At 46.9% G+C, this 21,347-nt stretch carries 19 protein-coding genes and 1 other RNA gene; all 20 read right to left on the reverse strand.

Annotation, left to right across the window (positions count from 1 at the left end; translation table 11 throughout):
- Window positions 1–181: 181 nt before the first annotated feature.
- The 20 genes from mnmA to secD all read right to left on the reverse strand — a co-directional run bounded on the left by mnmA (window position 182) and on the right by secD (window position 21,329).
- Window positions 182–1,297, reverse strand: a complete 1,116-nt coding sequence (mnmA, locus tag KKC1_RS08160) for a tRNA 2-thiouridine(34) synthase MnmA (RefSeq protein WP_088553976.1) — start codon at window positions 1,295–1,297, stop codon at window positions 182–184.
- A gap of 35 nt (window positions 1,298–1,332) precedes the next feature.
- Complete coding sequence (gene nifU / locus KKC1_RS08165; protein ID WP_088553977.1) at window positions 1,333–1,707, reverse strand: Fe-S cluster assembly scaffold protein NifU; 375 nt, start codon at window positions 1,705–1,707, stop codon at window positions 1,333–1,335.
- Window positions 1,700–2,899 carry a cysteine desulfurase NifS gene (nifS, locus tag KKC1_RS08170; protein ID WP_088553978.1) on the reverse strand — a complete coding sequence of 400 codons (1,200 nt, stop codon included), beginning with the start codon at window positions 2,897–2,899 and terminating at the stop codon, window positions 1,700–1,702. The genes nifU and nifS overlap by 8 nt, the downstream gene beginning before the upstream one ends.
- A gap of 26 nt (window positions 2,900–2,925) precedes the next feature.
- Window positions 2,926–3,378 carry an RrF2 family transcriptional regulator gene (locus KKC1_RS08175; RefSeq protein ID WP_088553979.1) on the reverse strand — a complete coding sequence of 151 codons (453 nt, stop codon included), beginning with the start codon at window positions 3,376–3,378 and terminating at the stop codon, window positions 2,926–2,928.
- 91 nt (window positions 3,379–3,469) lie between these two features.
- Window positions 3,470–4,813, reverse strand: a complete 1,344-nt coding sequence (locus KKC1_RS08180) for an AAA family ATPase (protein ID WP_088553980.1) — start codon at window positions 4,811–4,813, stop codon at window positions 3,470–3,472.
- Between the two features lie 52 nt (window positions 4,814–4,865).
- A complete protein-coding gene (gene trxA / locus KKC1_RS08185; protein WP_088554023.1) occupies window positions 4,866–5,198 on the reverse strand; it encodes a thioredoxin in 333 nt (110 codons plus the stop codon).
- A 90-nt stretch (window positions 5,199–5,288) separates the two neighbouring features.
- Window positions 5,289–5,561, reverse strand: a complete 273-nt coding sequence (locus KKC1_RS08190) for a metal-sensitive transcriptional regulator (RefSeq protein WP_088553981.1) — start codon at window positions 5,559–5,561, stop codon at window positions 5,289–5,291.
- 189 nt (window positions 5,562–5,750) lie between these two features.
- Window positions 5,751–5,932: non-coding RNA, 6S RNA (gene ssrS / locus KKC1_RS08195), on the reverse strand.
- A 121-nt stretch (window positions 5,933–6,053) separates the two neighbouring features.
- Window positions 6,054–7,844: an aspartate--tRNA ligase gene (gene aspS / locus KKC1_RS08200; protein ID WP_088553982.1), complete on the reverse strand. Its 1,791-nt coding sequence runs from the start codon at window positions 7,842–7,844 to the stop codon at window positions 6,054–6,056.
- A 77-nt stretch (window positions 7,845–7,921) separates the two neighbouring features.
- The gene (hisS, locus tag KKC1_RS08205) at window positions 7,922–9,184 is read right to left on the reverse strand and encodes a histidine--tRNA ligase (protein WP_088553983.1); all 1,263 of its coding nucleotides are present in this window, start codon (window positions 9,182–9,184) and stop codon (window positions 7,922–7,924) included.
- 80 nt (window positions 9,185–9,264) lie between these two features.
- Window positions 9,265–10,758: a coproporphyrinogen dehydrogenase HemZ gene (hemZ, locus tag KKC1_RS08210; protein ID WP_088553984.1), complete on the reverse strand. Its 1,494-nt coding sequence runs from the start codon at window positions 10,756–10,758 to the stop codon at window positions 9,265–9,267.
- Between the two features lie 41 nt (window positions 10,759–10,799).
- Window positions 10,800–11,423 carry an MBL fold metallo-hydrolase gene (locus KKC1_RS08215; RefSeq protein ID WP_088553985.1) on the reverse strand — a complete coding sequence of 208 codons (624 nt, stop codon included), beginning with the start codon at window positions 11,421–11,423 and terminating at the stop codon, window positions 10,800–10,802.
- A gap of 20 nt (window positions 11,424–11,443) precedes the next feature.
- On the reverse strand, window positions 11,444–11,893 hold the full coding sequence (dtd, locus tag KKC1_RS08220; RefSeq protein WP_088553986.1) for a D-aminoacyl-tRNA deacylase: 450 nt from the start codon (window positions 11,891–11,893) through the stop codon (window positions 11,444–11,446).
- 24 nt (window positions 11,894–11,917) lie between these two features.
- Window positions 11,918–14,104 carry a RelA/SpoT family protein gene (locus tag KKC1_RS08225; RefSeq protein WP_088553987.1) on the reverse strand — a complete coding sequence of 729 codons (2,187 nt, stop codon included), beginning with the start codon at window positions 14,102–14,104 and terminating at the stop codon, window positions 11,918–11,920.
- A gap of 55 nt (window positions 14,105–14,159) precedes the next feature.
- On the reverse strand, window positions 14,160–14,672 hold the full coding sequence (locus KKC1_RS08230; protein WP_088554024.1) for an adenine phosphoribosyltransferase: 513 nt from the start codon (window positions 14,670–14,672) through the stop codon (window positions 14,160–14,162).
- Window positions 14,673–14,709: 37 nt separating this feature from the next.
- A complete protein-coding gene (gene recJ, locus KKC1_RS08235; RefSeq protein WP_088553988.1) occupies window positions 14,710–17,775 on the reverse strand; it encodes a single-stranded-DNA-specific exonuclease RecJ in 3,066 nt (1,021 codons plus the stop codon).
- Window positions 17,776–17,800: 25 nt separating this feature from the next.
- Window positions 17,801–18,094 carry a LapA family protein gene (locus tag KKC1_RS08240; protein ID WP_192868146.1) on the reverse strand — a complete coding sequence of 98 codons (294 nt, stop codon included), beginning with the start codon at window positions 18,092–18,094 and terminating at the stop codon, window positions 17,801–17,803.
- Window positions 18,095–18,165: 71 nt separating this feature from the next.
- Window positions 18,166–19,062 carry a cation diffusion facilitator family transporter gene (locus KKC1_RS08245; RefSeq protein WP_088553990.1) on the reverse strand — a complete coding sequence of 299 codons (897 nt, stop codon included), beginning with the start codon at window positions 19,060–19,062 and terminating at the stop codon, window positions 18,166–18,168.
- A gap of 152 nt (window positions 19,063–19,214) precedes the next feature.
- Window positions 19,215–20,084, reverse strand: coding sequence for a protein translocase subunit SecF (gene secF / locus KKC1_RS08250; RefSeq protein WP_088553991.1), 870 nt, complete (start codon window positions 20,082–20,084; stop codon window positions 19,215–19,217).
- A 12-nt stretch (window positions 20,085–20,096) separates the two neighbouring features.
- Window positions 20,097–21,329, reverse strand: coding sequence for a protein translocase subunit SecD (secD, locus tag KKC1_RS08255; RefSeq protein ID WP_088553992.1), 1,233 nt, complete (start codon window positions 21,327–21,329; stop codon window positions 20,097–20,099).
- Window positions 21,330–21,347: the final 18 nt, after the last annotated feature.

A 21,347-nucleotide genomic window follows, 5' to 3' on the forward strand; every position in this document is an offset into this window, starting at 1 on the left:
AACATTTCAAAAAAATAACAGCAAATTTCCCTTAAAGGAAAAAAAAAGAACCCCAAAGTTAAATATGTTTCCTTGAGAGGTGTCCTTTGAACAAGATTTCTATTCAAATACAGATTCATCCGCCCGGCAGGATATATAACCGTTGGGAAAAGTTTTACCTCCTTTCCCGCGAAGAGAAAATTTAATTTTCTGTTACCCGTTTCTTCTCAGGCAAAGTTTCCGCAATTGTCCCCCCGCCTACAACCAAATCGCCCTGATAGTACACTGCCGCCTGTCCCGGCGTAACTGCTCTCTGGGGTTCCAGAAACTCCACTCTTACCTTTTCCTTTTCCCAGGGTATAATAGTAGCTTTAACCTCCGGTGCCCGGTAACGAATTTTGACAGTAACCTCCATAGGTTCGGTCAACTCGGGTATCATGATAAAATTGTTTTCTTCACTCAGCAACCCCGTGCTAAATAATTCTCCTTCCTCTCCAACCACCACCGCGTTGGCGGCAGGGTCTATGGCAACCACATAAACCGGTTTTCCCAGGGCAAGCCCCAAACCCCGCCTCTGGCCAACGGTGTAAAAAGGGATCCCCTCGTGCTGCCCCAATAAGTTTCCTTTGGTATCCAATATTGGTCCCGGTTCAATTTTTTCTCCCGCTTTCTCACGCAAAAACTTACGGTAGTCATTATCTATGACAAAGCATATTTCCTGGCTTTCAGGCTTGTTAGCCACCGGCAGATTCATTTCTTCCGCCATACGGCGAACTTCCTTCTTGGTGTAGTTCCCGAGGGGTAGAAGAGTCCGGCTCAGTTGTTCTTGAGTAAAACCATATAATACATAACTCTGGTCCTTTCGCCGATCGCGCGCCCTTTTCAACAAGTAACGCCGCCGTTGGGAATCAAAAACAATTTGGGCGTAATGACCGGTAGCAATGAAATCGAAACCTAATGCTAGAGCCCTTTCCAACAGTGCCTTGAATTTTACATACTGGTTACAGGCAATACAAGGATTGGGTGTACGCCCTGCCAGGTATTCATCAACAAAATAATTAATTACCTTCTCTTCAAAGTAGTCCCGAAAATTGAGCACATAAAAAGGAATATCCAGTTTGTGGGCCACGCGCCGGGCATCCTCCACCGCCGCTAAAGAACAACAAGCCCCTTCGATCTCTGGGTGAGGAGCATCCGCGGGCCAAATCTGCATGGTTGCTCCGACGACTTCATATCCTTCCTGTTTTAATAAAGCAGCGGCGATGGAACTGTCAACACCGCCGCTCATAGCTACTAATACTTTTTTCCCTCTTCCCACTTTTCCACCTCTTGGCTAATCCCGTTCGTTCTAGTTTAACTTGCTTTTTTCTTTTTCTGATAATCTTCAATGGCCTTATGCAAGGCATCTGCCGCCAAGTTGGAACAATGCATCTTCTGCGGCGGCAGGCCATCCAGAGCTTCTGCCACCGACTTATTGGTAACCTTCAACGCTTCTTCGATAGTTTTGCCTTTTACCATCTCAGTTACCATACTGCTGGTGGCAATGGCAGCACCACAGCCAAACGTCTTAAACTTTATATCTTTAATAACTCCGTCCTCTACCTTTATATAAATCCTCATAATATCTCCACAAACAGGATTCCCTACTTCCCCAATTCCGTCGGCATTTTCAATCTCGCCTACATTGCGAGGATTGGTAAAATGGTCCATCACTTTTTCACTATACATTTTGATAACACTCCTTATGCTTACAGGCTTCTTTTCTCTGATAAAGTGGAGACATGGAGCGCAGCCGTTCCACAATACCCGGCAGCACTTCCAATACATAGTCTATGTCTTCTTCCGTATTATCTTTGCCCAGAGTCATCCGTACAGAGCCGTGGGCAATTTCATGCGGAATTCCCATAGCTAAGAGAACATGGGAAGGATCTAGAGAACCGGAAGTGCAGGCTGAACCGCTGGAAGCCGCAATCCCCTTCATGTCCAGACTGAGCAACAATGATTCGCCTTCTATGTAGTGAAAACTGAAATTAACGTGTCCCGGTAGACGTTTAGTACGGTGACCGTTCAGTTGAACATCATCAATTCGATTTAAAACACCGTCGATAAGCTTATCCCGCAGTTTAGTGAGCCGTTCCATCTCCTCCTGCATGCGCTTCCCAGCCAATTCTGCCGCCTTGCCAAATCCTACAATGCCGGGCATGTTTTCCGTCCCCGGGCGGCGTTTTCTCTCCTGCCCACCACCAAAAGCAATCGGCTGAATACGGGTGCCTTTGCGAATATAAAGGCAACCTACCCCTTTAGGCCCGTAAATCTTATGGGAAGAAGCAGATAGAAGATTTACATTAAGTTTATCAACGTTCACCGGGATTCTCCCATAAGTCTGTACGGCATCGGTGTGAAATATAATTCCTTTCTCTTGAGCCAAACGGCCAATTTCCTCAATAGGCTGAATGGTTCCAACCTCGTTGTTGGCATGCATAATAGTTATAAGGATGGTCTTATCGGTTATCGCCTCTGCTACATCTTCCACCTTCACCAGTCCATCCGCATCAACCGGCAGAAACGTAACCTCAAAGCCGTGTTTCTTTAAGTTTTCACAGGTATCCAGCACCGCATGGTGCTCTATGGCCGAGGTAATGATATGGTTGCCCTTATTTCGGTTGGCGAATGCCGTACCCATGATGGCCAGATTATCTGCTTCCGTACCGCCGCTGGTAAAAACTATCTCGTCCGGCCGGGCCCCCATGAGGGCGGCTACCTTTTCCCGAGCTTCCTCCAAACCTTTTTTAGCTTCCCTCCCGAAACTATGAACACTGGAAGGGTTGCCAAAAGTGTCGGTAAGGTATTTGACCATTAGTTCTGCAACTTCGGGATCGACAGGAGTAGTTGCGCTATGATCAAGATATACTCTTCTCATTAACATTCCCTTCCTTTTCGAGTATTTTAAATATAATACATGTAATAGTCGTTCTTGCTCTTAATTTTATCTGCTTCCCGACACATATCGGCTAGTGTTATGGAATCCAGCACTTCCGATACCTTCTCCTTAACCTTTTCCCAAATACCCCGGGTAACACAGGTTTCAGCTCGTTCGCAAGTTTCTGTCGCTTCTTCACTGACACAGTCCATAGGAGCAATAGGTCCTTCCAAGACCCGTATAATCTCCCCCACGGTAATTTCATCCGGTTCCCTCGCCAGTATATATCCTCCTTGGGCACCTCGGACACTTTTTACCAAACCGGCCTTACGCAGCCCTGCGGCCAGTTGTTCCAAGTAGTGCTCAGAAATGTCCTGTCTTTCAGCTATACTTTTCAAAGAGATAGGCCCTTCCCCATACCGCATAGCTAAATCAAACATAGCCCTGAGCCCGTATTCTCCTTTGGTGGACAGCTTCACCAAATTCACCTCTCAAATCCAAGTAAAATTGTCGGTATTAATAGCTTATCAAACCCTTTCAAAAATGTCAATTTTAAAACCGAGCTATCAACTATGTTTTATTTAATTTTTTGTGTTTTTCTTCTTTTTTATACATCAAACGCTCTCTGTATTCAGCTTCGCGGCCATTGGAAGAAGGGTGATAGTAAGTGACCCCTTTTAATTCGTCCGGCAGGTACTGCTGCTCCACGTAATTTCCCGGATAATCATGGGGGTACTTATACCCGCGACCACGGCCCAGCTCTGCTGCTCCCTTGTAATGAGCATCTCTAAGATGAACAGGAACTTCGCCCACCGGCTTTTTGGCCAGGTCGTCTAAAGCTCTGTCTATAGCTTTTATTACGGCATTAGATTTAGGCGCGCAGGCTAAATATAAAGCAGCCTCAGTCAGCGGCAGCCGTGCCTCCGGCATGCCTACATATTCTACGGCCTGGGCGGCGGCGTTGGCCACTACTAAAGCCATGGGATCGGCCAACCCAATATCCTCTGCCGCCAGAATTATCATACGCCGAGCTATAAACCGGGGATCTTCCCCCGCGTAAATCATGCGGGCCAGCCAGTGAACGGCTGCATCCGGGTCTGAACCCCGAAGACTCTTGATAAAAGCCGAGACCACATCATAGTGTTCGTCCCCGGCCCGGTCATAACGCACCGCCCGCTTCTGAATACAGTCCTCGGCGACTTGCAGGGTAATACGTCGCACCCCGTCATCGCCCGGAGGAGTAGTCAAAACTGCCAACTCCAGGGCGTTAAGGGCAATTCGAGCATCTCCTGCCGCCATGTGTACCAGGTGTTTAAAAGCATCCGGATCTACTTCAAAGCGGTAGGAACCCAATCCCCGCTTTTTATCCTCCATAGCCCGTCGGAGTAATAAAGCAATTTCCTCATCCTTTAAAGGCTTGAATTCAAATACCCGGGAACGGGACAGCAGCGCTTTATTGACCTCAAAATAAGGGTTTTCGGTAGTGGCACCGATCAAGATAATGATACCTTCTTCCACCGAAGGGAGCAAAGCATCCTGTTGCGCCTTATTAAAACGGTGAATTTCATCGATGAAAACGATAGTTTTGCGCTGATACATACCCAGTTGTTCTCGCGCCTCATCTATTATCTGTCTCAGTTCCTTGACTCCCGCCGTAACCGCATTAACTTGAATAAAACGGGCAGCACTGGTTTTGGCAATCACCTGAGCAAGAGCTGTTTTCCCGCAACCAGGAGGTCCATAAAATATTAAAGACGAAAGTTGATCTGCTTCTATAGCCCGGCGCAACATTCTTCCTGGGCCTACAATATCTTGCTGTCCCACAAATTCCTCTAGGGTACGGGGTCGCATGCGCAACGCCAAGGGGGCTTGGCTCATCATAAATTTTTCCCGACCGTAATCAAAGAGATTCAATTTTACCACCTTCTTCAGGCGGAATGATAAAAAAAGGTGGCCCTGCCACCTTTTAGCCCAAAACTTTTTCTACTACCTGGCTCAGTTCTTCCTTGGTTTTATATCCCACTACCCGCTCAACTACTTCACCGTTCTTGAAGAACAGTAATGTCGGAATACTCATGATACCATATTCGGCTGCTGTAGCACCGTTTTCATCCACATTCAGTTTACCTACCTTGAGTCTGCCTGCATAATCATCAGCTATTTGTTCCACCACCGGAGCAATCATGCGACATGGTCCGCACCAGGCGGCCCAGAAGTCAACCATAACCGGTTGGTCAGCCTGTAAAACCTCACTTTTAAAGTTTGCATCCGTAAGAGAAAGAACTTGGTTACCTGCCATCAAAAATCTCCCCTTTCTCTGGTTTGCTAATTTAATAGCATCTTTACCATTCCCCCGGTAAACTAATTTCATTCCCGGGAGAGCTATCCTCTACTTGGTGAACTTAATCAGGACATTAATTAATTCTTCAATCATCTCATCCAGATTATTGTTCTGGATGGCCGACTTAAGACAACCTCGAGTATGATGTTCAAAAATAATGGTACCAACTTTATTTATCGCCGCCCGCACTGCTGCAATCTGAATTAAAATATCGACACAGTACTTATCTTCTTCAATCATCCGTTGAATACCTTTTACCTGACCTTCAATTTTTCGCAATCGCTTCAATAATTCTTCTTTAGATTCTGCATAGGACGCCATCCTTTGACCTCCCTTTTTAACGATACCCTTATGGGGTATTATATATCATTTCCTCTTTTTTGACAAGATACTCATTGAAAAATATAGTAAAATATACGCTCTATTTTAAAAGCCACCTTGACAGGTGGCTAAACTAACTTCACACACAAAAATTAAAAGCTGCCAGCCCGAGCTGCACAGCCTAATTCAAACCACCCCACACATGCCGTGATTCCGCTGTAGTTTTTTGAACCCGCGCTCCGCAGGTGGGTGCCCTCCTGGATGCTTTTAGTGTCCCTGTTTAGGGCATACTAGCCACACCCAGAGTCCGGGCTCCCCATGTGTTTGTGTTGGCTCAAAACTACAGCCGTTCACGGGCATTGCAGGGCGTCGTCTTTTCATTTTTCCTGCCCTTATGGTATCACAAACCTAAAATCTTTGCAAGTTCAAAATCCCTCCAGGAGGTCATCTTTTATTATAAATTCTACGAAAGAAAAATATACGTTTTAGTTTCTATTTTTTTGCTACTACATCTAACTTGATGTGTAGTTCTTTAAGCTGTCGCGGTGACACCGGGGATGGGGCCTGAGTCATTAAATCCGTAGCACTTTGAGTTTTGGGAAAAGCAATTACATCCCTAATACTTTCCTTGCGGGCCATCAGCATAACCAATCGGTCTAGACCGAAGGCTATGCCCCCGTGAGGCGGCGTCCCGTACTCAAATGCTTCCAGCATAAAACCAAATTTCTCATGAACTTCCTCTTCCGAGAGGCCTAACACGCGGAACAGTCTTTCTTGAATATCCCGCCGGTGAATCCTTATACTGCCTCCACCCAATTCTGTTCCATTCAAAACCAAGTCGTAAGCTTGAGCTCTAATTTTTTCCGGCTCTGCTTCCAGTCTCTCCACATCTTCCTCCACCGGGGAGGTAAAAGGATGGTGGATAGCTACATAGCGTTTTTCTTTTTCGTCATATTCCAGCAGGGGAAAATCAATCACCCATACAAACTTCAGCTCTTCTGGATCAACCAGTTGAAGCCTTTTTGCTAATTCCAATCGCAGGTGGCCCAAAGCGTCAGCTACTACCGCCGGCCGGTCGGCCACAAAAAGCAAAAGATCTCCTGGCTCGCCGGCCATGCGCTCCCGGATAGCAACCAGTTGTTCCTCCTTGAAAAACTTCGCGATGGGCGACTTGATTCCGTCTTCCCGTATGGCCATCCATGCCAGCCCTTTAGCTCCATAAACGGCTACAAATTTGGTAAGGTCGTCAATATCTTTGCGAGAATAAGAAGCACAACCTTTAGCGTTAATTCCTTTGACCTGTCCACCTTTTCTGATGACATCGGCAAAAACTTTAAACTCCACATCCTGCATCAAATCCGATACGTCCGTCAGTTCTAAGCCGAAACGAACATCCGGCTTATCAGAGCCAAAACGTTCCATAGCTTCCTGGTAGGTAAGCCGCGGGAACGGTATTTCCAGCTTTATACCCAGGGTTTCCCAGAAAACATAAGCCATAAGTTCTTCCGTAAGGGAAAGAATGTCTTCCCGGTCTACAAAGGACATTTCCATATCCAGTTGGGTAAACTCCGGCTGCCGGTCCGCTCTAAGGTCTTCGTCCCTGAAACACCGGACAATTTGAAAGTACTTTTCCATACCTGCCACCATAAGTATCTGTTTAAAGATCTGCGGTGACTGGGGTAAGGCAAAGAATTCGCCGGGATGAACCCGACTGGGAACAAGGTAATCCCGCGCACCTTCCGGAGTACTTTTGGTCAACATAGGAGTCTCTATTTCAAGAAAACCCCGTTCCGAAAGAAAATCCCGGATGGCTTTGGTAACCCTGTGCCTCAGTATTAAGACTTGCTGCATATCGGGTCTTCTCAAGTCCAGATATCGGTATTTCAAACGAACTGTTTCGTCAACTTCCACATTTTCTTCAATGTAAAAAGGTGGTGTTTTGGCCGAATTTAATATTCGCAGTTCCTCAGCATAAACCTCTATTTCGCCGGTAGCCAGGTTTTCATTCACCGTACCTTCGGGCCTAATACGTACCGTTCCTCGTACGGCCAATACGTATTCTCCCCTAACTCTCTGCGCTTTAACAAAAGAAGTTTTATCTACTTCCGGGCTAAACACCACCTGAACCAAACCGGAACGGTCTCGCAAATCGATAAAAATAAGTCCCCCGTGATCCCGGCGTTTATGAACCCATCCCATCAAAATAACTTCCTGGCCCGCGTGATTGGCTCGTAATTCTCCACAGTTATGGGTCCTTTTTAGACCTCTCATTGTTTCTACCATTTCCTCATCCTCCCCGGAAGTTACTATCGTGGCTACTTTTTTTAAAACAGGTATTTTTATCTTTTAACTTATACTTTTTAATTCAGGCGTTTTAACAGCAGCTCTTCCACTGCCTCCAAAGCGGCTTCTTCTTGTTCTCCGGTTATCATATTGCGAACTACAGCTTTATTTTGCTCCAGTTCCTGTTCCCCAATGATAACGGTAAACCGGGCACCGTAACGGTCGGCCGCTTTCATCTGAGCTTTAAGGCTGCGGTCTAAATAATCGATTTCGGCCGCCACACCTTTCTTGCGTAGTTTAAACGCCAGGCGCAACCCCGTCTCCTTAGCCTTTTCACCTAGAACGGCAACAAAAACCTTTGCCTCTTCCTCTTTTGGCACTTGAACACCTTGCTGCTCCATAGCTAAAAGTATCCTTTCCAGTCCCAGGCCAAAACCAATACCTGGTATCGAGGGACCGCCACAAGCCTCTACCAGCCCGTCATAACGTCCCCCACCGCCTATAGAGCTTTGGGCGCCAATGCCTTTAGCTATAATTTCAAAAGCAGTATTGGTATAATAATCCAATCCCCTAACCATCTTTTCATTTACTACATACTGAACTCCTATCGTATCCAGATATTTCTTCACGCGCTGAAAATGCTCGTTACATTCATTACATAAAGAACCAGTTATGGTAGGAGCCTGTTCCACCAACTCCTGGCAACCGGTATTTTTGCAATCAAAAATCCGCAGGGGATTTCTTTCAAAGCGGTTACGGCAGGTGGGACATAGCTTTTCCGCGTGAGGTTTCAGATAACCCTGCAGTTCCAAACGATGCCGGGGCCGACATTGGGGACATCCTACACTGTTGATGTTAAGTTCTAGATCCCGCAGGCCCAACCGCTCGTAAAAATCCATGGCTAGCCCAATGACTTCGGCGTCTACGGCAGGGTCTCTCGAACCGAAAACCTCAATCCCAAACTGGTGAAACTGGCGAAACCGGCCTGCCTGGGGCCTTCCGTAGCGAAACATGGGACCGACATAATAGAGTTTCGTGGGTTGAGGTCCTGAATAAAGCTTATGCTCCAAAAAAGCCCGAACTACCGGAGCCGTTCCTTCAGGGCGCAGGGTTAGACTGCGATCACTTCGGTCAGTAAACGTGTACATTTCTTTCTCCACTATGTCGGTAGTTTCCCCTACTCCCCGGTAAAAAAGCTCCGTATGTTCAAAAATAGGGGTACGAATCTCCTCATACCCGTACTGTTCACAAATTTCCCGGATGATTTTTTCCAGGTATTGCCACTTAATCGCCTCGTCCGGCAGTATGTCGTTGGTCCCCCTCGGGCGTGTCGTCAGCATAAAAAACCCTCCGCATAAAAAATTAACCTCTCGCCATAACCGTCAATCTGCACCAGACGAGAGATAATTCCCGGTACAAGCTATGATACATTGTATCCAATAGCCCTTATTTTGTCAATTTTTTGCTGAATCAATTCATTTATTCTGGAGGCATAAACAACGGGATCTTTAGGGTTGTAGCCGGGCACAAGAGAATAGTCACGCCAGTCAACGTATTTGGAAGCCGCTCCGGCTCCCAACCCTAGGATAACCTGGCGTTCCTCCATCATCTGAATGTTGTAGATGCTTTCTTTCCCCGGCAAAGAATATCCCACGTTTTCCAGATTGGCCAGAATGCGCTTTTGCCGGTAGAGATAGTAAGGATGCATACCCATCTCGCGGGCATAATGCTTGGTAAACGCAAGCATTTTAGTAACTTCTTTTTCATCAGGCAATTCGTAAAACTCCCGCTGACGGTTTAGGTAAGAAGCCCGCTTAACGGCCATAGTATGCACGGTAAGGTTTTCAGGCTTCATTCCCGATATGTTTTCCAAAGTACGAGCAACATCCTCTGCCGTCTCCCCCGGCAGGCCAATTATTATATCCATGTTGAGAACGGGAAAATCCAGCTCCCGCACCAGGTAAACTGCCTCTTTTACTTCTTCCGCACTATGGGCCCGCCCTATGACTTCCAGGGTCTTGTCGTTCATACTCTGGGGATTAACGCTGATGCGATTAACCCCGTATCTTTTACAAAGCTCCAGCTTTTTTCGACTGAGAGTATCAGGACGTCCTCCTTCCACCGTAAATTCGAGGGTCTGACCGCTGACAAAGTTTTGCTCAACCAAAAGCAAAACTCTTTCCAATTGGCTTTCCGTAAGACTGGTAGGCGTTCCTCCCCCTACATAAATACTCTGAACCCGCATCCCCTGCTCCTTTACGGCCCGTCCTACCGCTTTAATTTCCTCCGCCAGGGCATTTAGATAAACATCCACTACAGACTTATGTCGTTCCAGGGAGTAGGCGGGAAAGGAACAGTATAGACAACGGGTGGGACAAAAAGGTATACCTATATACACACTAACAGTTCGGGCGGCTTCTCGTCCCGGCAAAAAGAAAAGGCGCTGCCTCCGGGCTACTTCCAGGAGCAGTTCTGCCTTATCCCTACGTACAGCATATTGGTTGGTAAGCCGGTCCACGACTTTCTTCCCAGACAATCCCTGGTCCAGCAACCGGTTGACAATCTTGACCGGCCGGGTCCCCGTCAAAATTCCCCAGGGACCCGGGTATTTTCCCGTAACCTTTTCCAGAAGCTTGCGCACCACCAGGCGGAGTAGTCGCCTCAGTTCATTTTCCCGGTCGCCTTCCAGCGTCTCTGTTATTACCTGATCCGTCGCCTGGTCTTTCCAGTAAAAAGTGCCGCGAACGGTAACTGCCGCTCGCCCTGTGACTTCCAGACGGAGAGTTGCTTCTTCCGTTGAGCTATAAAAAGCCGCTTCCCCCAAGCGGAGATTAACCGTTGGAAAAAAGAGACGTATTACATCTTCGACCGTTTTAAGGTAGTCGGATCGCGGAACTTTAACCCATATTATCACGGAACAGCCATCCTCTACCGTGAAGTTTTAATGCCCGTCTCTTACTTAAGGAACGGGTTGTTGACCCGCTCATAACCAATGGTGGAACTGGGCCCGTGTCCGGGGTAGACCGTGAAGTCATCATCGAGAAGAAGCAGCTTATCTCGAATGGAATTAATCAATGTTGAATATGATCCTCCCGGTAAATCCGTTCTCCCTACGGAACCGGCAAAAAGGGTATCTCCGGTAAAGATAAAATTATCACCTTTTAGGCATATGCTGCCGGGGGTGTGGCCCGGAGTATGCAAAACTTCCAGCTTTACGGTAGAACCAATTTCAATAATATCTCCTTCCGAAATAATCTCATCAGCTTTCGGCCCGGTAATCCGCATACCTGTAAAAGTCGAAAGATTCTTGGCTGCATCAGAAAGAAATCCAGCGTCATCGCGGTGGATAAGCAGGGTAGCCCCGGTGGCATCCTTTATAGCTTTGTTGGCTCCAATATGATCGACATGTCCATGGGTATTGATTATCTTTTTGATTGCATAACCTGCCTGTTCCGCCTCCCGTAAAATAGCAGCGGCGTCACTGCCGGGATCGATTACGGCTGCTTCTTTAGTTTTCTCACAGCCTACGATGTAGCAATTGGTGGCGATAGCCCCTACAACCAGAGTTTTGAGAAACATGCTTAAACCTCCCTTGCTCTTTAAAAAATCTTTTTGCTATCCAATAACATGGTAACCGGGCCGTCGTTAATGCTCTCCACCAGCATATAGGCCTGAAAAAGACCGGTGGCTGTTTTTATCCCTCTAGCGCTCAAAGCTTCCACAAAAAGGTCATATAACCGCGAAGCTTCATCCGGGGACGCGGCTGCCGTAAAATTGGGACGCCGTCCCTTCCGGCAGTCCCCGTAAAGGGTAAACTGGGATACCACCAGCGCTTCCCCCCCTACCTCCAGCAGGGAAAGGTTCATCTTTCCTTCCCGATCAGGAAAAATCCGTAAGTTGGCTATTTTATCCGCCAGGTACTCAACATCTTCCTCCCGGTCTTCCCGTCCTACCCCTAAATAAATGAGCAGGCCACAACCAATAGCTCCTGTTTCCCGACCGTCAACGGTTACCCTTCCCCGGGTCACCCGCTGTACTACCGCCCGCAATTCGTCTCACCTCTGTTTCCCGCTTCAACTTTTTCTTGTTTCAGAAGAATACGAAGGAGTTACCCGTTTAACTTCCAGTACGTCCTTAATTTTCCTAACCTTTTGCATAACATACTCGAGATGCTCCAAACTCCTGATCTCAATCTTAAGATCCACGGTAGCCAGTTTGTTTTTCGTTGCCCGTGCATGTACGGCGTTGATGATGGTCTTAGTATCGGCTACAGCAGCCATAATGTCCATGGCTAAACGGGGACGATCTATGGCTACCGCTTCGATTTGCACCTGATATACACCTTCCTCTTTTTCCGTGTCCCATTCTACTTCGATAATTCTTTCTTTTTCCTGATTTTGGTGATTTATCAAGTTGGGACAGTCGCTTCTGTGAACAGAAACACCCCGGCCCCGCGTAACATATCCTACAATACTGTCTCCCGGCAAAGGATTACAGCAACGGGACAGACGTACCACTACATCTTCTATTCCCTTCACCCGTACTCCGTGGGAAGGCTTTCCATAGCCCTTCGTAGACTTCACCGCGGGAGCGGTGGTCTTCTCCTCCGTTCGGGCTATCCCCATATCCTCTCGAATCTTGGAAATTACCTGATAAGCGGTCAGGGCCCCATCTCCGACGGCTACATAAAGATCATCGACGGTAAATATATTGAAACGCTTAGCTGCTGCCAGAAGCCTTTCATTTTTAAGCGTTTCAGCTACTTCCAGGCCCTGCTTTTTAGCTTCTTTCTCTAAAAGTTCCCGGCCCCGTTCCAGGTTTTCCTCGCGTTTCTCTTTGCGGAACCACTGGCGAATCTTGTTTTTGGCCTGGGAAGTTTGAACCAATGAGAGCCAGTCCCGGCTGGGCTTACTGCCTTTGGAAGTAAGTATCTCTACTATATCTCCTGTTTTCAGCTTATAATCAAGCGGCACAATGCGCCCGTTGACTCTGGCCCCTACACACTGGTGGCCTACGTCAGAATGAATGCGGTAGGCAAAATCCACGGGAACCGAGCCCGCCGGAAGTTCGATCACATCTCCTTTAGGAGTAAATACATAGACCCGGTCGGAAAACAAATCTATCTTCAGGGTTTCCATAAACTCCCTGGCATCGCGCATATCTCTCTGCCATTCTAAGAGTTGACGCAACCAGGTGAGTTTTTCTTCAAAGTCTTTATCCCCTTCCGTTTTTCCCTCTTTGTAGCGCCAGTGAGCAGCGATTCCGTATTCGGCCGTCCGGTGCATATCCCAGGTACGAATCTGAATTTCAAAGGGCTCTCCCTCCGGTCCGATAACCGTAGTATGCAGGGATTGGTACATGTTAGGTTTGGGCATGGCAATGTAATCTTTAAAGCGACCGGGAATAGGCTTCCATAAAGCATGGATAATTCCCAGGGCACCGTAGCATTCTTTAACCGTGTTTACGATAATTCTTACGGCAATTAAATCGTAGATTTCCGAGAGTTCCTTTTGTTGTTTAACCATTTTATTGTAGATGCTGTAGAAATGCTTAGGACGACCTTGAATGTCTGCCTCGATGCCAGCCGCAGACAGCTTTTCGCGTAAAACTTCTATTACTTTATTAAGATATTGTTCCCTCTCCTGTCGCTTCCTAGCTATTTTTTCTACCAGGTCGTAATAGACCTCCGGCTCTAAAAACCTCAGGGCCAGATCTTCCAGTTCCCATTTGATCTTGAATATTCCCAACCGGTGAGCCAAAGGAGCAAAAATCTCCAGGGTCTCTTCAGCAATTTCTTTTTGCTTTTCGTCCGGCTGGTGTTTCAAAGTACGCATATTGTGTAACCGATCCGCCAGCTTAATAAGAATTACCCGGATGTCTTTAGCCATGGCCAAAAACATTTTCCGAAGATTCTCCACCTGCTGTTCTTCTTTGGAGTTAAATTCTATACGGCTTAGTTTAGTAACTCCATCCACCAGCAGGGCTATCTCGGAACCAAATTGACCCTCTAATTCCGGCAGAGTGATGGAAGTATCTTCTACGACATCATGTAGTAAGCCGGCGGCAATGGTTATCACGTCCAGCTTAAGCTCAACAAGAATACCGGCTACTTCCAACGGGTGGGTTATATATTCCTCTCCCGACCGTCTCTTCTGTCCTTTGTGGGCTTCAGCTGCATACCGGTAAGCTCTATCTATAAGCTCTAGATCGGCTTTAGGATTGTACGATAATACTTTTGCTTTAAGACCCTCAATATCCATAGGGCCCACCCTCTTCCTCAGTTGATCAAAAGTCGTGGCCCGCAAATTAACTTTTTCAGTACTGGATTACGGAAATCACTTCATACTCTTTAAGGTTTTGCCGACCGGGCAAATAAGTTAACTCGATAAGGCAAACTACAGCGGAAACAATACCTTGAGCCTTCTCCACCAGCCTAACAGTTGCTCCGATTGTTCCCCCGGTAGCCAATAGATCATCTACTACCAATACCTTCTGCCCCGGCTGAATGGCGTCCTGGTGAATTTCCAACACATCAAAACCATATTCTAATTTATACTCCCCCTGTATGGTAGCAGCAGGCAGTTTTCCTTTTTTGCGCACCGGCACGAAGCCAACACCCAGGCGGTAAGCAAGAGGGGCACCGATAACAAAGCCTCTGGCTTCCGGTCCCACAATTAAATCAAACTCCAAAGAAGAACATTTCGAAGCCATCTGGTCAATAGCATAGGCAAACGCTTTAGCATCCTTGAGTAAAGGAGTCACATCTTTAAATAAAATACCCGGCTGGGGAAAATCTGGAATTATTCGAATTTTCTCTTTTAAATTCACTTTCTCCACCCTTTCTCCTAGATAAAAACTTTTTCGTTCAGTTCCGGGACTCAATCCACTGAAGCAACCGAGAAAAAGTTTCTTTCTCCCTGAGACCTTCTATATAACGCCAGCATCCCTCCAGATATTCTCTTTCCTTACCGGACGAAACCAAGGTAATCAACCGTTTTCCCCCTTCCTTCCTTTGACGCAACAGTTCCAGTTCTTCAAGAATAGCCAGTCCTGCCTCTACCGTATACACGCTGACTGGTGCACTGATCCTGCGGCGCAGAGCCCGCGCAATTTTACCCGGCGTCGTCTTAATCACGGAGCGACCGGCAGATTTCCTGAGTAATTGATACAAGGGAACCAGCACTTCACGCCCGGGGAAAAAGCTATCCAGATAAAATTGATTCATCTTGAGATCCCGGTCATTGAACAGAAGATGTAGTTTAAATTTATGATTAGAAAATGGTGTGGCCCAAACCGGTTGTAAAAGGTCCCTAACCTGAAAAGGGCAGTGATAAAAAACTACATCATCCACCGTTCCCGCAGGTACAGGCAACGACTCCAGAGAAATTACCAGGATTGAAAGAAGGTGATGATGGAACTGTTCCCAAACCAGACGCTTCTGATGATAATTCATCCCGTTATGATAGAACATTATTGTTGAACCCAGTTGGGGGAATTGGGTTCTAAAATATTCAGCCAGTTGTACGGCTTGTTTAGCATGAAAAACACAAACCAAAAGACTTTTGTCTCTTTCCACCAGCCCTGCAATGTATCCCCTCTTATCGGAACAGTCGCGGCTTTCGACAATTTTCCCTGAAAAATGAATGTTCTCCTCTCGCACTTCTTCAAAAACCTCATCTGTCACTTCTTCCGGAATCGGTTCTTCACTTATAACCATACCTGCCTTCTGTAACAACTTTGTTTCTACCCAATCGAAAGCGAAAAGCACCAAGTTGCCGTTATTAAGAGGGAGTTTTTCCCAATACCTTTCCGCCACAGAGGAAGTAGTGACTACTACCAACGGTTGGGAGGGGACCAATTCATTCCAAAAATTCTCTATTTCCTGAGAACTAAATGAACTGTCCACCTTTTTAACCATTATACCCAAACGCTGGAGGATTTGACCATATTGGCCACAAAACCTGCTCACCTGACTGCGCAGAGGAAAAACTACCAGGGTCGCGTCCTTCTCCCTGAGTGACCGGCCGCCTGCCGCTGCTGCCCCCAAGGTCAGGGCATGTCCCCAAGATTGGGTCAGATAAACTATTCTCCTCTTCTCCCAAAATTTATCCAAAACAAGCCGTTGAGTACTCGTCAAAGGAAGGAATAATGCTTCTTCTAGCCGGGATATCAAAATCTCTTTTTCTCCTGCTACCGGCAATACCGCTGGCTTTTCTTCTTCCGTCTCCTTCACATCCTTCAGCTGTAGTTGAAGACTACGGCGCCCGTTCCAGGTATTCAACCGCGGAATAAAGGCCAGGTCAACCTGTTCGGAGGTAGAAGCCAGTTCTTTCGCCCATTCCATGTCGAATCCTATGCTGTCCCATTCTTGATGCCCGCTTCTTAACTTTAATTTGACGTGTTCTCCATTCTTCCCTACTTCACGGCACTGAACAACCTTTATCCCGCGGCAGGCGAGTAAAGGTTCCGGGTTACCGGCACCAAACGGACTCAACAGGGAAATTTCTCTCGCCAGTTGGCAATCGACTTGCGGTAGTAATACTTCTGCCTCCACGTGGAGCAGAGGCTTTAATTTGTCTTCAGGCAATATTTCCCGGGCTATATGGTTGAGGTGCTGGCGAAACTCCAGGATTTTTTCCTTCTTGATAGTTAGCCCGGCGGCTTGCTCGTGACCCCCGTATGATTCCAAGTAATGACTGCAGCGAGATAACGCTTCATAAATATGGAAACCGGGAATACTGCGAGCCGACCCTTTTCCTATTTCTCCCTCTAGAGCCACCAGAACCACCGGACGATAGTACTGCTCCACCAAACGGGAGGCTACAATTCCGATAACACCGGAATGCCACAAAGGTGAAGCCAATACGATGGCCAATTCGTTTTCCAGATCAACTTCCCTTTCAACCATACGCCGGGCATGTTCCAGAATCTGAACTTCCACTGTCTGTCTTTCCTGGTTCCGCCGGTTTAGTAAATTGGCCAACTCCCATGCCCGGTGGGGGGATTCAGTGGTTAAAAGTTCTACCGCTGAAGCCGCATTTCCCAGGCGACCTACTGCATTAATACGGGGTGCCAGAATAAAGGCTACCTGGGCAGGTTCGATCTCTTCCGATCTCAGGTGGGATATTTCCATAAGAGCTTTGAGTCCTACTCGCTTCGTCCTGCTCAATTCCTGCAAACCGTTCTTCACCAGTATTCTATTCTCTCCCACCAGCGGCACTACATCGGCGATGGTCCCTAAGGTTACCAAATCAAGTTGATCCCCGGCAAAAATACCGTTAACGCGAGACAGTTTAAGCTCTTCGGCCAGGGCTTGAGCAAGTTTAAACGCCACTCCCACACCGGCAAAAGGGAATAAACTTTCCTCCAAATGGGGATTAATCAACGCAAACGCTTCCGGTAGATCGGAAGGCGGTTCGTGATGATCGGTAATAATCACCTCTAAACCCAGCCGGTGCGCGTGTTGAACTTCTTGCCGGGAACTTATTCCGCAATCTACGGTGATTACCAGTTTATAACCTTTATCCGCTGCCCGGGACAAGGCTTCAGTATTAAGGCCGTACCCTTCCTCCAAACGGTTGGGAATATAGTAATCGGCCTCTATCCCGCCCTGTCGCAAAATGTCCAGCAGTAAAGCAGTACTGCAAATGCCGTCTGCATCATAATCCCCATAAATCAGAATTTTTTCACCCTTTGACCCGGCTTCCAGTATCCTGGAAACTGCTTCCCGCACTCCTTTCATCTGCCAGGGGTCAGATAATCGTTCTAAAGGAGTTTCCAAAAATTCCTTTGCTTCTTCTACCGTCCGGACACCACGGTTAATGAGTATCTGGGCCGTTATCGGAGAAAGACCTAATTCCCGGACTAAAATCCTTTGCTTGAGGGGATCCGGTTGTTGAATGATATGCCAGACTTTAGATGTTGCCCTCATCGTTATCCTCCATGGCCTTAACCTGCTACCCGCCAGCGCTCTGCTGAAGTTCTTCCGCCAGCTTTTCCAGTTGTTCCTGGAGTCTTTTGTTCTCTCTTTGCATCTCTTTTAGTTTTCGAAAATTTTTTATTTGTTTTATGGTACTAATAAAAGCCATCATGACCGCCCCCAGTGCTGCCGAACCCAGTATAATCAAAACCAGCGAAATATCTTTAAATTCCCAGGTCAAAAACCGTATGGAAACAGTCTGAGCATTTTGTACCGCGAAAACGGCTACCACCAGGGCAAAAATAAACACGCCCACCAAATAAACCTGCACCATCTCACCCCCGGCAAAATTTATTACTCTTAAAATTCTGCCAGAGCCTTAAAATTCCTGCTCCAGCCACTTCAACCTAACTTTCGGCAGTCTGAACATTGCGTACAAGTATCATCACACGGTTCTGCATGGATCAGCACCTGCGTTCCCGGATACCGAGCTTTAATATCCGCTTCAATCTGGCTGCATAATGCGTGCACTTCAGCCACCGGTCTTCCTTTGGGAAATACCAGATGCAGGTCAACGTGCCTTTCCGCCCCGGCCTTACGGGTCCGCAATTTGTGGAATTCAATGAAATGTTCGGCATGCCCTTCAATAATGCCCACTATAGCCTTCTCCTCTTCTTCGGGAAGCCTGACATCCAATAAAGGCAAGCACGCCTCCCTGGTTAATCTTACAGCTTCTTTTATAATTAATAGAGCTACAGCCAAAGCCAGCAGAGGGTCCAGCCAGGGCCAACCGGTATATTTTATGCCCACAAATCCCAGTAGAACGCCGGCAGAGGTATATACGTCAGTTCTTAAGTGAAGAGCATCGGCCTCCAGGGCGACGGAATCGGTTTCTCGAGCAGTTTGGAATAGTTTTTGTGATACAATCCAGTTGACCGAGGCGGATATGAGCATGATGATTATTCCTAAACGGACATCAGCAATGGGAGTAGGATGAAGGAGTTTTTTAATCGCTTCAAAAATTATCCAGATAGCCGCTAAAACGATTAATATAGCCTCAATAGTTCCCGACAAATTTTCAATCTTCCCATGACCGAACTGGTGTAAATCATCGGCCGGTTTACTTGCTTCCCGTACCGAGAAATAGGCAATTCCGGAAGCAAGAAGGTCCAGGCCGGAGTGGATGGCTTCTGAAATTATACTGACCGAATTAATGCTTAGGCCAGTGATGAGCTTGAAAAGTACTAGAATGGAGTTGGAAACGATTGATAGCTTCGCGGCTGCAAGTTTATCAACCATGATTAAAACCCCTCTGTATTATATTGAAAACAATTAAAAAGTGGAACTTCTCTCGGGCAGGAGAAGTTCCACAAAAGACTTCGGTTTATAAACATGGTAACATATTAGTACTCCGGCGTAAAGACATAGAACATAAGTGACAATTAATGGAGCTAAGTTCTTTGAGCCAGTTTCCTGCCTCTTACAAAATTTCGCAGGTCAATCCAAAGAGGGCTGGCGGTGAAAATCGAAGAGTAAGTTCCCGCAATAGTACCGATCAACAGCGCCAGAGCAAAAACTTTAGTAGTTTCTCCCCCCAGAAACAGAAGAGCCAGCAACGCAAAGATAACAGTGAGGGAAGTGTTGATGGACCGGGTCAGGTTTTGAGCTATACTGCGGTTGACCAGTTCTTCGAGACTTTCCTTTCGTTTCATTTTTAAGTTTTCCCGGATACGGTCGAAGATGACAATAGTATCGTTAATCGAATAACCAATGATGGTTAGGATAGCAGCTACAAAAGCCCCATCCACTTGAATTTGAAAAAGGGAAAAAATACCTAGGGTGACAAAAACGTCATGGAGCAAGGCTACAATGGCCGCAATTCCAAAAAGAAATTCGAACCGGAAACTGATATAAATGACTATCAGTAGGGACGCTATCACCAAAGCGTAGATGGCATTAGTGGTCAATTCCCGCCCGATGACGGCACCCACTTTTTCATTTCGCAGCACTTCTATAGAACCAAACCGTTCTTCTAAGGCCTTCAAAATCTTGTCATTCTTCTCTTCAGTCAGTTCTACTGTCCGCACGATAAACTGATTTCCTTCTGCCGCCTGGATAGAACTGTCCTCCAGGCCAAACTTTGCAAATACCTCCCGCACTTCACTGATTTTGACATCCTTTTCGAAGCGAATGTGCAAAAGGTTGCCTCCCGTAAAATCAATCCCAAAATTCAAGCTCTGTACAAACAACGATATTAGACCGGGAATAATGACTGCCAGGGATAAAAGGTACCATAATTTGCGTCTGCCTACAAAATTCATTTTTCTCACCCCTTAAGCCCCATATAGCCACTTATGACGGACCAGATTGGTTTCAGCAATATTGCGCAGCATAAAACGGGTAAAAGTAATAGCCGTAAACATGCTGGCCAGAATACCTAAACTCAAGGTTACGGCAAACCCTCTTATAGGACCGCTGCCAAAGTGGTACAGGATGACTGCCGCAATTAAGGTGGTGACGTTAGCATCAAAAATAGTCCAGAAGGCCCTTCGGAAACCGGACTCGATAGAAGCTCGCAAGGTCTTACCGTTCCTCAACTCTTCCTTAATTCGTTCGAAAATAATGATGTTGGCGTCTACAGCCATTCCCACCGAAAGAATTAATCCTGCTATTCCAGGCAGAGTTAGTACGGCCTTCAGAAGAACCATAACTCCCATTACGATGATTCCGTACAGTATTAAAGAAAAGTCAGCCACCAGTCCCGGGATACGGTAGTACAGTAACATAAATAACATAATGGCGGCTATGCCGTAAAGTCCGGCCGCTTTACTTTTCTCTAAAGAATCCTTCCCCAAGGTGGGGCCTACCGTTCTTTTCTCTATAATCTCCACCTTGACCGGCAGGGCTCCCCCTCTTAATAGAGCAGCAATTTTTGCCGCCTCGTCAAAAGATCTATTTCCGGTGATAACTGCTTTTCCGGACGGAATGGGCTCCCTTACTTCCGGGTTAGTCAACAACTCTCCGTCCAGGTAAATTCCTATCCGCCGGCGGGGATCATTTTCCGGGTATTGTTGAGACAATCGAGCAGTTACTTCTGCAAACTTCTTTGTTCCTTCGGCCTTAAATTCCAGAGCAATTTCCGGCTCGTTGGTATTAGGGTCAGTAACAGCTTTAGCATCTTTCAAGTCCTTCCCGGTCAGAATTGTTTCTCCGTCCGCCGTCTTAAATTCCAGAAATGCTGTCTTGCCTATGACCTTCACCGCTTCTTCGGGATTATCTACTCCGGCAATTTCTATTATCAGTCGGTCTCTTCCTTCCCGCTGGATAACCGGTTCGCTGAGGCCCAGTTCGTCAACTCTCTGCCGCATAACAGCCTTCAACTGGACCATGTCGGCGTCTTCCACCGGATTCTCAGGAGTATCTAGCGCCTGCAGCCGAACATGAACGCCGCCCTGCAGGTCCAAACCTAAATTTAAGTTATTTTTTATAGGAGTATAACTGGCTACTGCCACTGCTATAACAGCCACTATGATTAGAGTAACCTGGAAAAACTTTCCCCAGTTCATCCAGCTTCTCCCCCTTCT

Origin of the sequence: Calderihabitans maritimus (assembly GCF_002207765.1) — a bacterium.
Classification (GTDB): Bacteria; Bacillota; KKC1; order Calderihabitantales; family Calderihabitantaceae; genus Calderihabitans; species Calderihabitans maritimus.

Coding starts and splice junctions, on each gene's coding strand:
- nifU (WP_088553977.1), bottom strand. CDS start 1,707: ATGTATAGTGAAAAAGTGATGGACCATTTTACCAATCCTCGCAATGTA.
- nifS (WP_088553978.1), bottom strand. CDS start 2,899: ATGAGAAGAGTATATCTTGATCATAGCGCAACTACTCCTGTCGATCCC.
- trxA (WP_088554023.1), bottom strand. CDS start 5,198: ATGGCAGGTAACCAAGTTCTTTCTCTTACGGATGCAAACTTTAAAAGT.
- KKC1_RS08190 (WP_088553981.1), bottom strand. CDS start 5,561: ATGGCGTCCTATGCAGAATCTAAAGAAGAATTATTGAAGCGATTGCGA.
- aspS (WP_088553982.1), bottom strand. CDS start 7,844: ATGGTAGAAACAATGAGAGGTCTAAAAAGGACCCATAACTGTGGAGAA.
- hisS (WP_088553983.1), bottom strand. CDS start 9,184: ATGCTGACGACACGCCCGAGGGGGACCAACGACATACTGCCGGACGAG.
- KKC1_RS08215 (WP_088553985.1), bottom strand. CDS start 11,423: ATGTTTCTCAAAACTCTGGTTGTAGGGGCTATCGCCACCAATTGCTAC.
- KKC1_RS08225 (WP_088553987.1), bottom strand. CDS start 14,104: ATGGATATTGAGGGTCTTAAAGCAAAAGTATTATCGTACAATCCTAAA.
- recJ (WP_088553988.1), bottom strand. CDS start 17,775: ATGAGGGCAACATCTAAAGTCTGGCATATCATTCAACAACCGGATCCC.
- KKC1_RS08245 (WP_088553990.1), bottom strand. CDS start 19,062: ATGGTTGATAAACTTGCAGCCGCGAAGCTATCAATCGTTTCCAACTCC.
- secF (WP_088553991.1), bottom strand. CDS start 20,084: ATGAATTTTGTAGGCAGACGCAAATTATGGTACCTTTTATCCCTGGCA.
- secD (WP_088553992.1), bottom strand. CDS start 21,329: ATGAACTGGGGAAAGTTTTTCCAGGTTACTCTAATCATAGTGGCTGTT.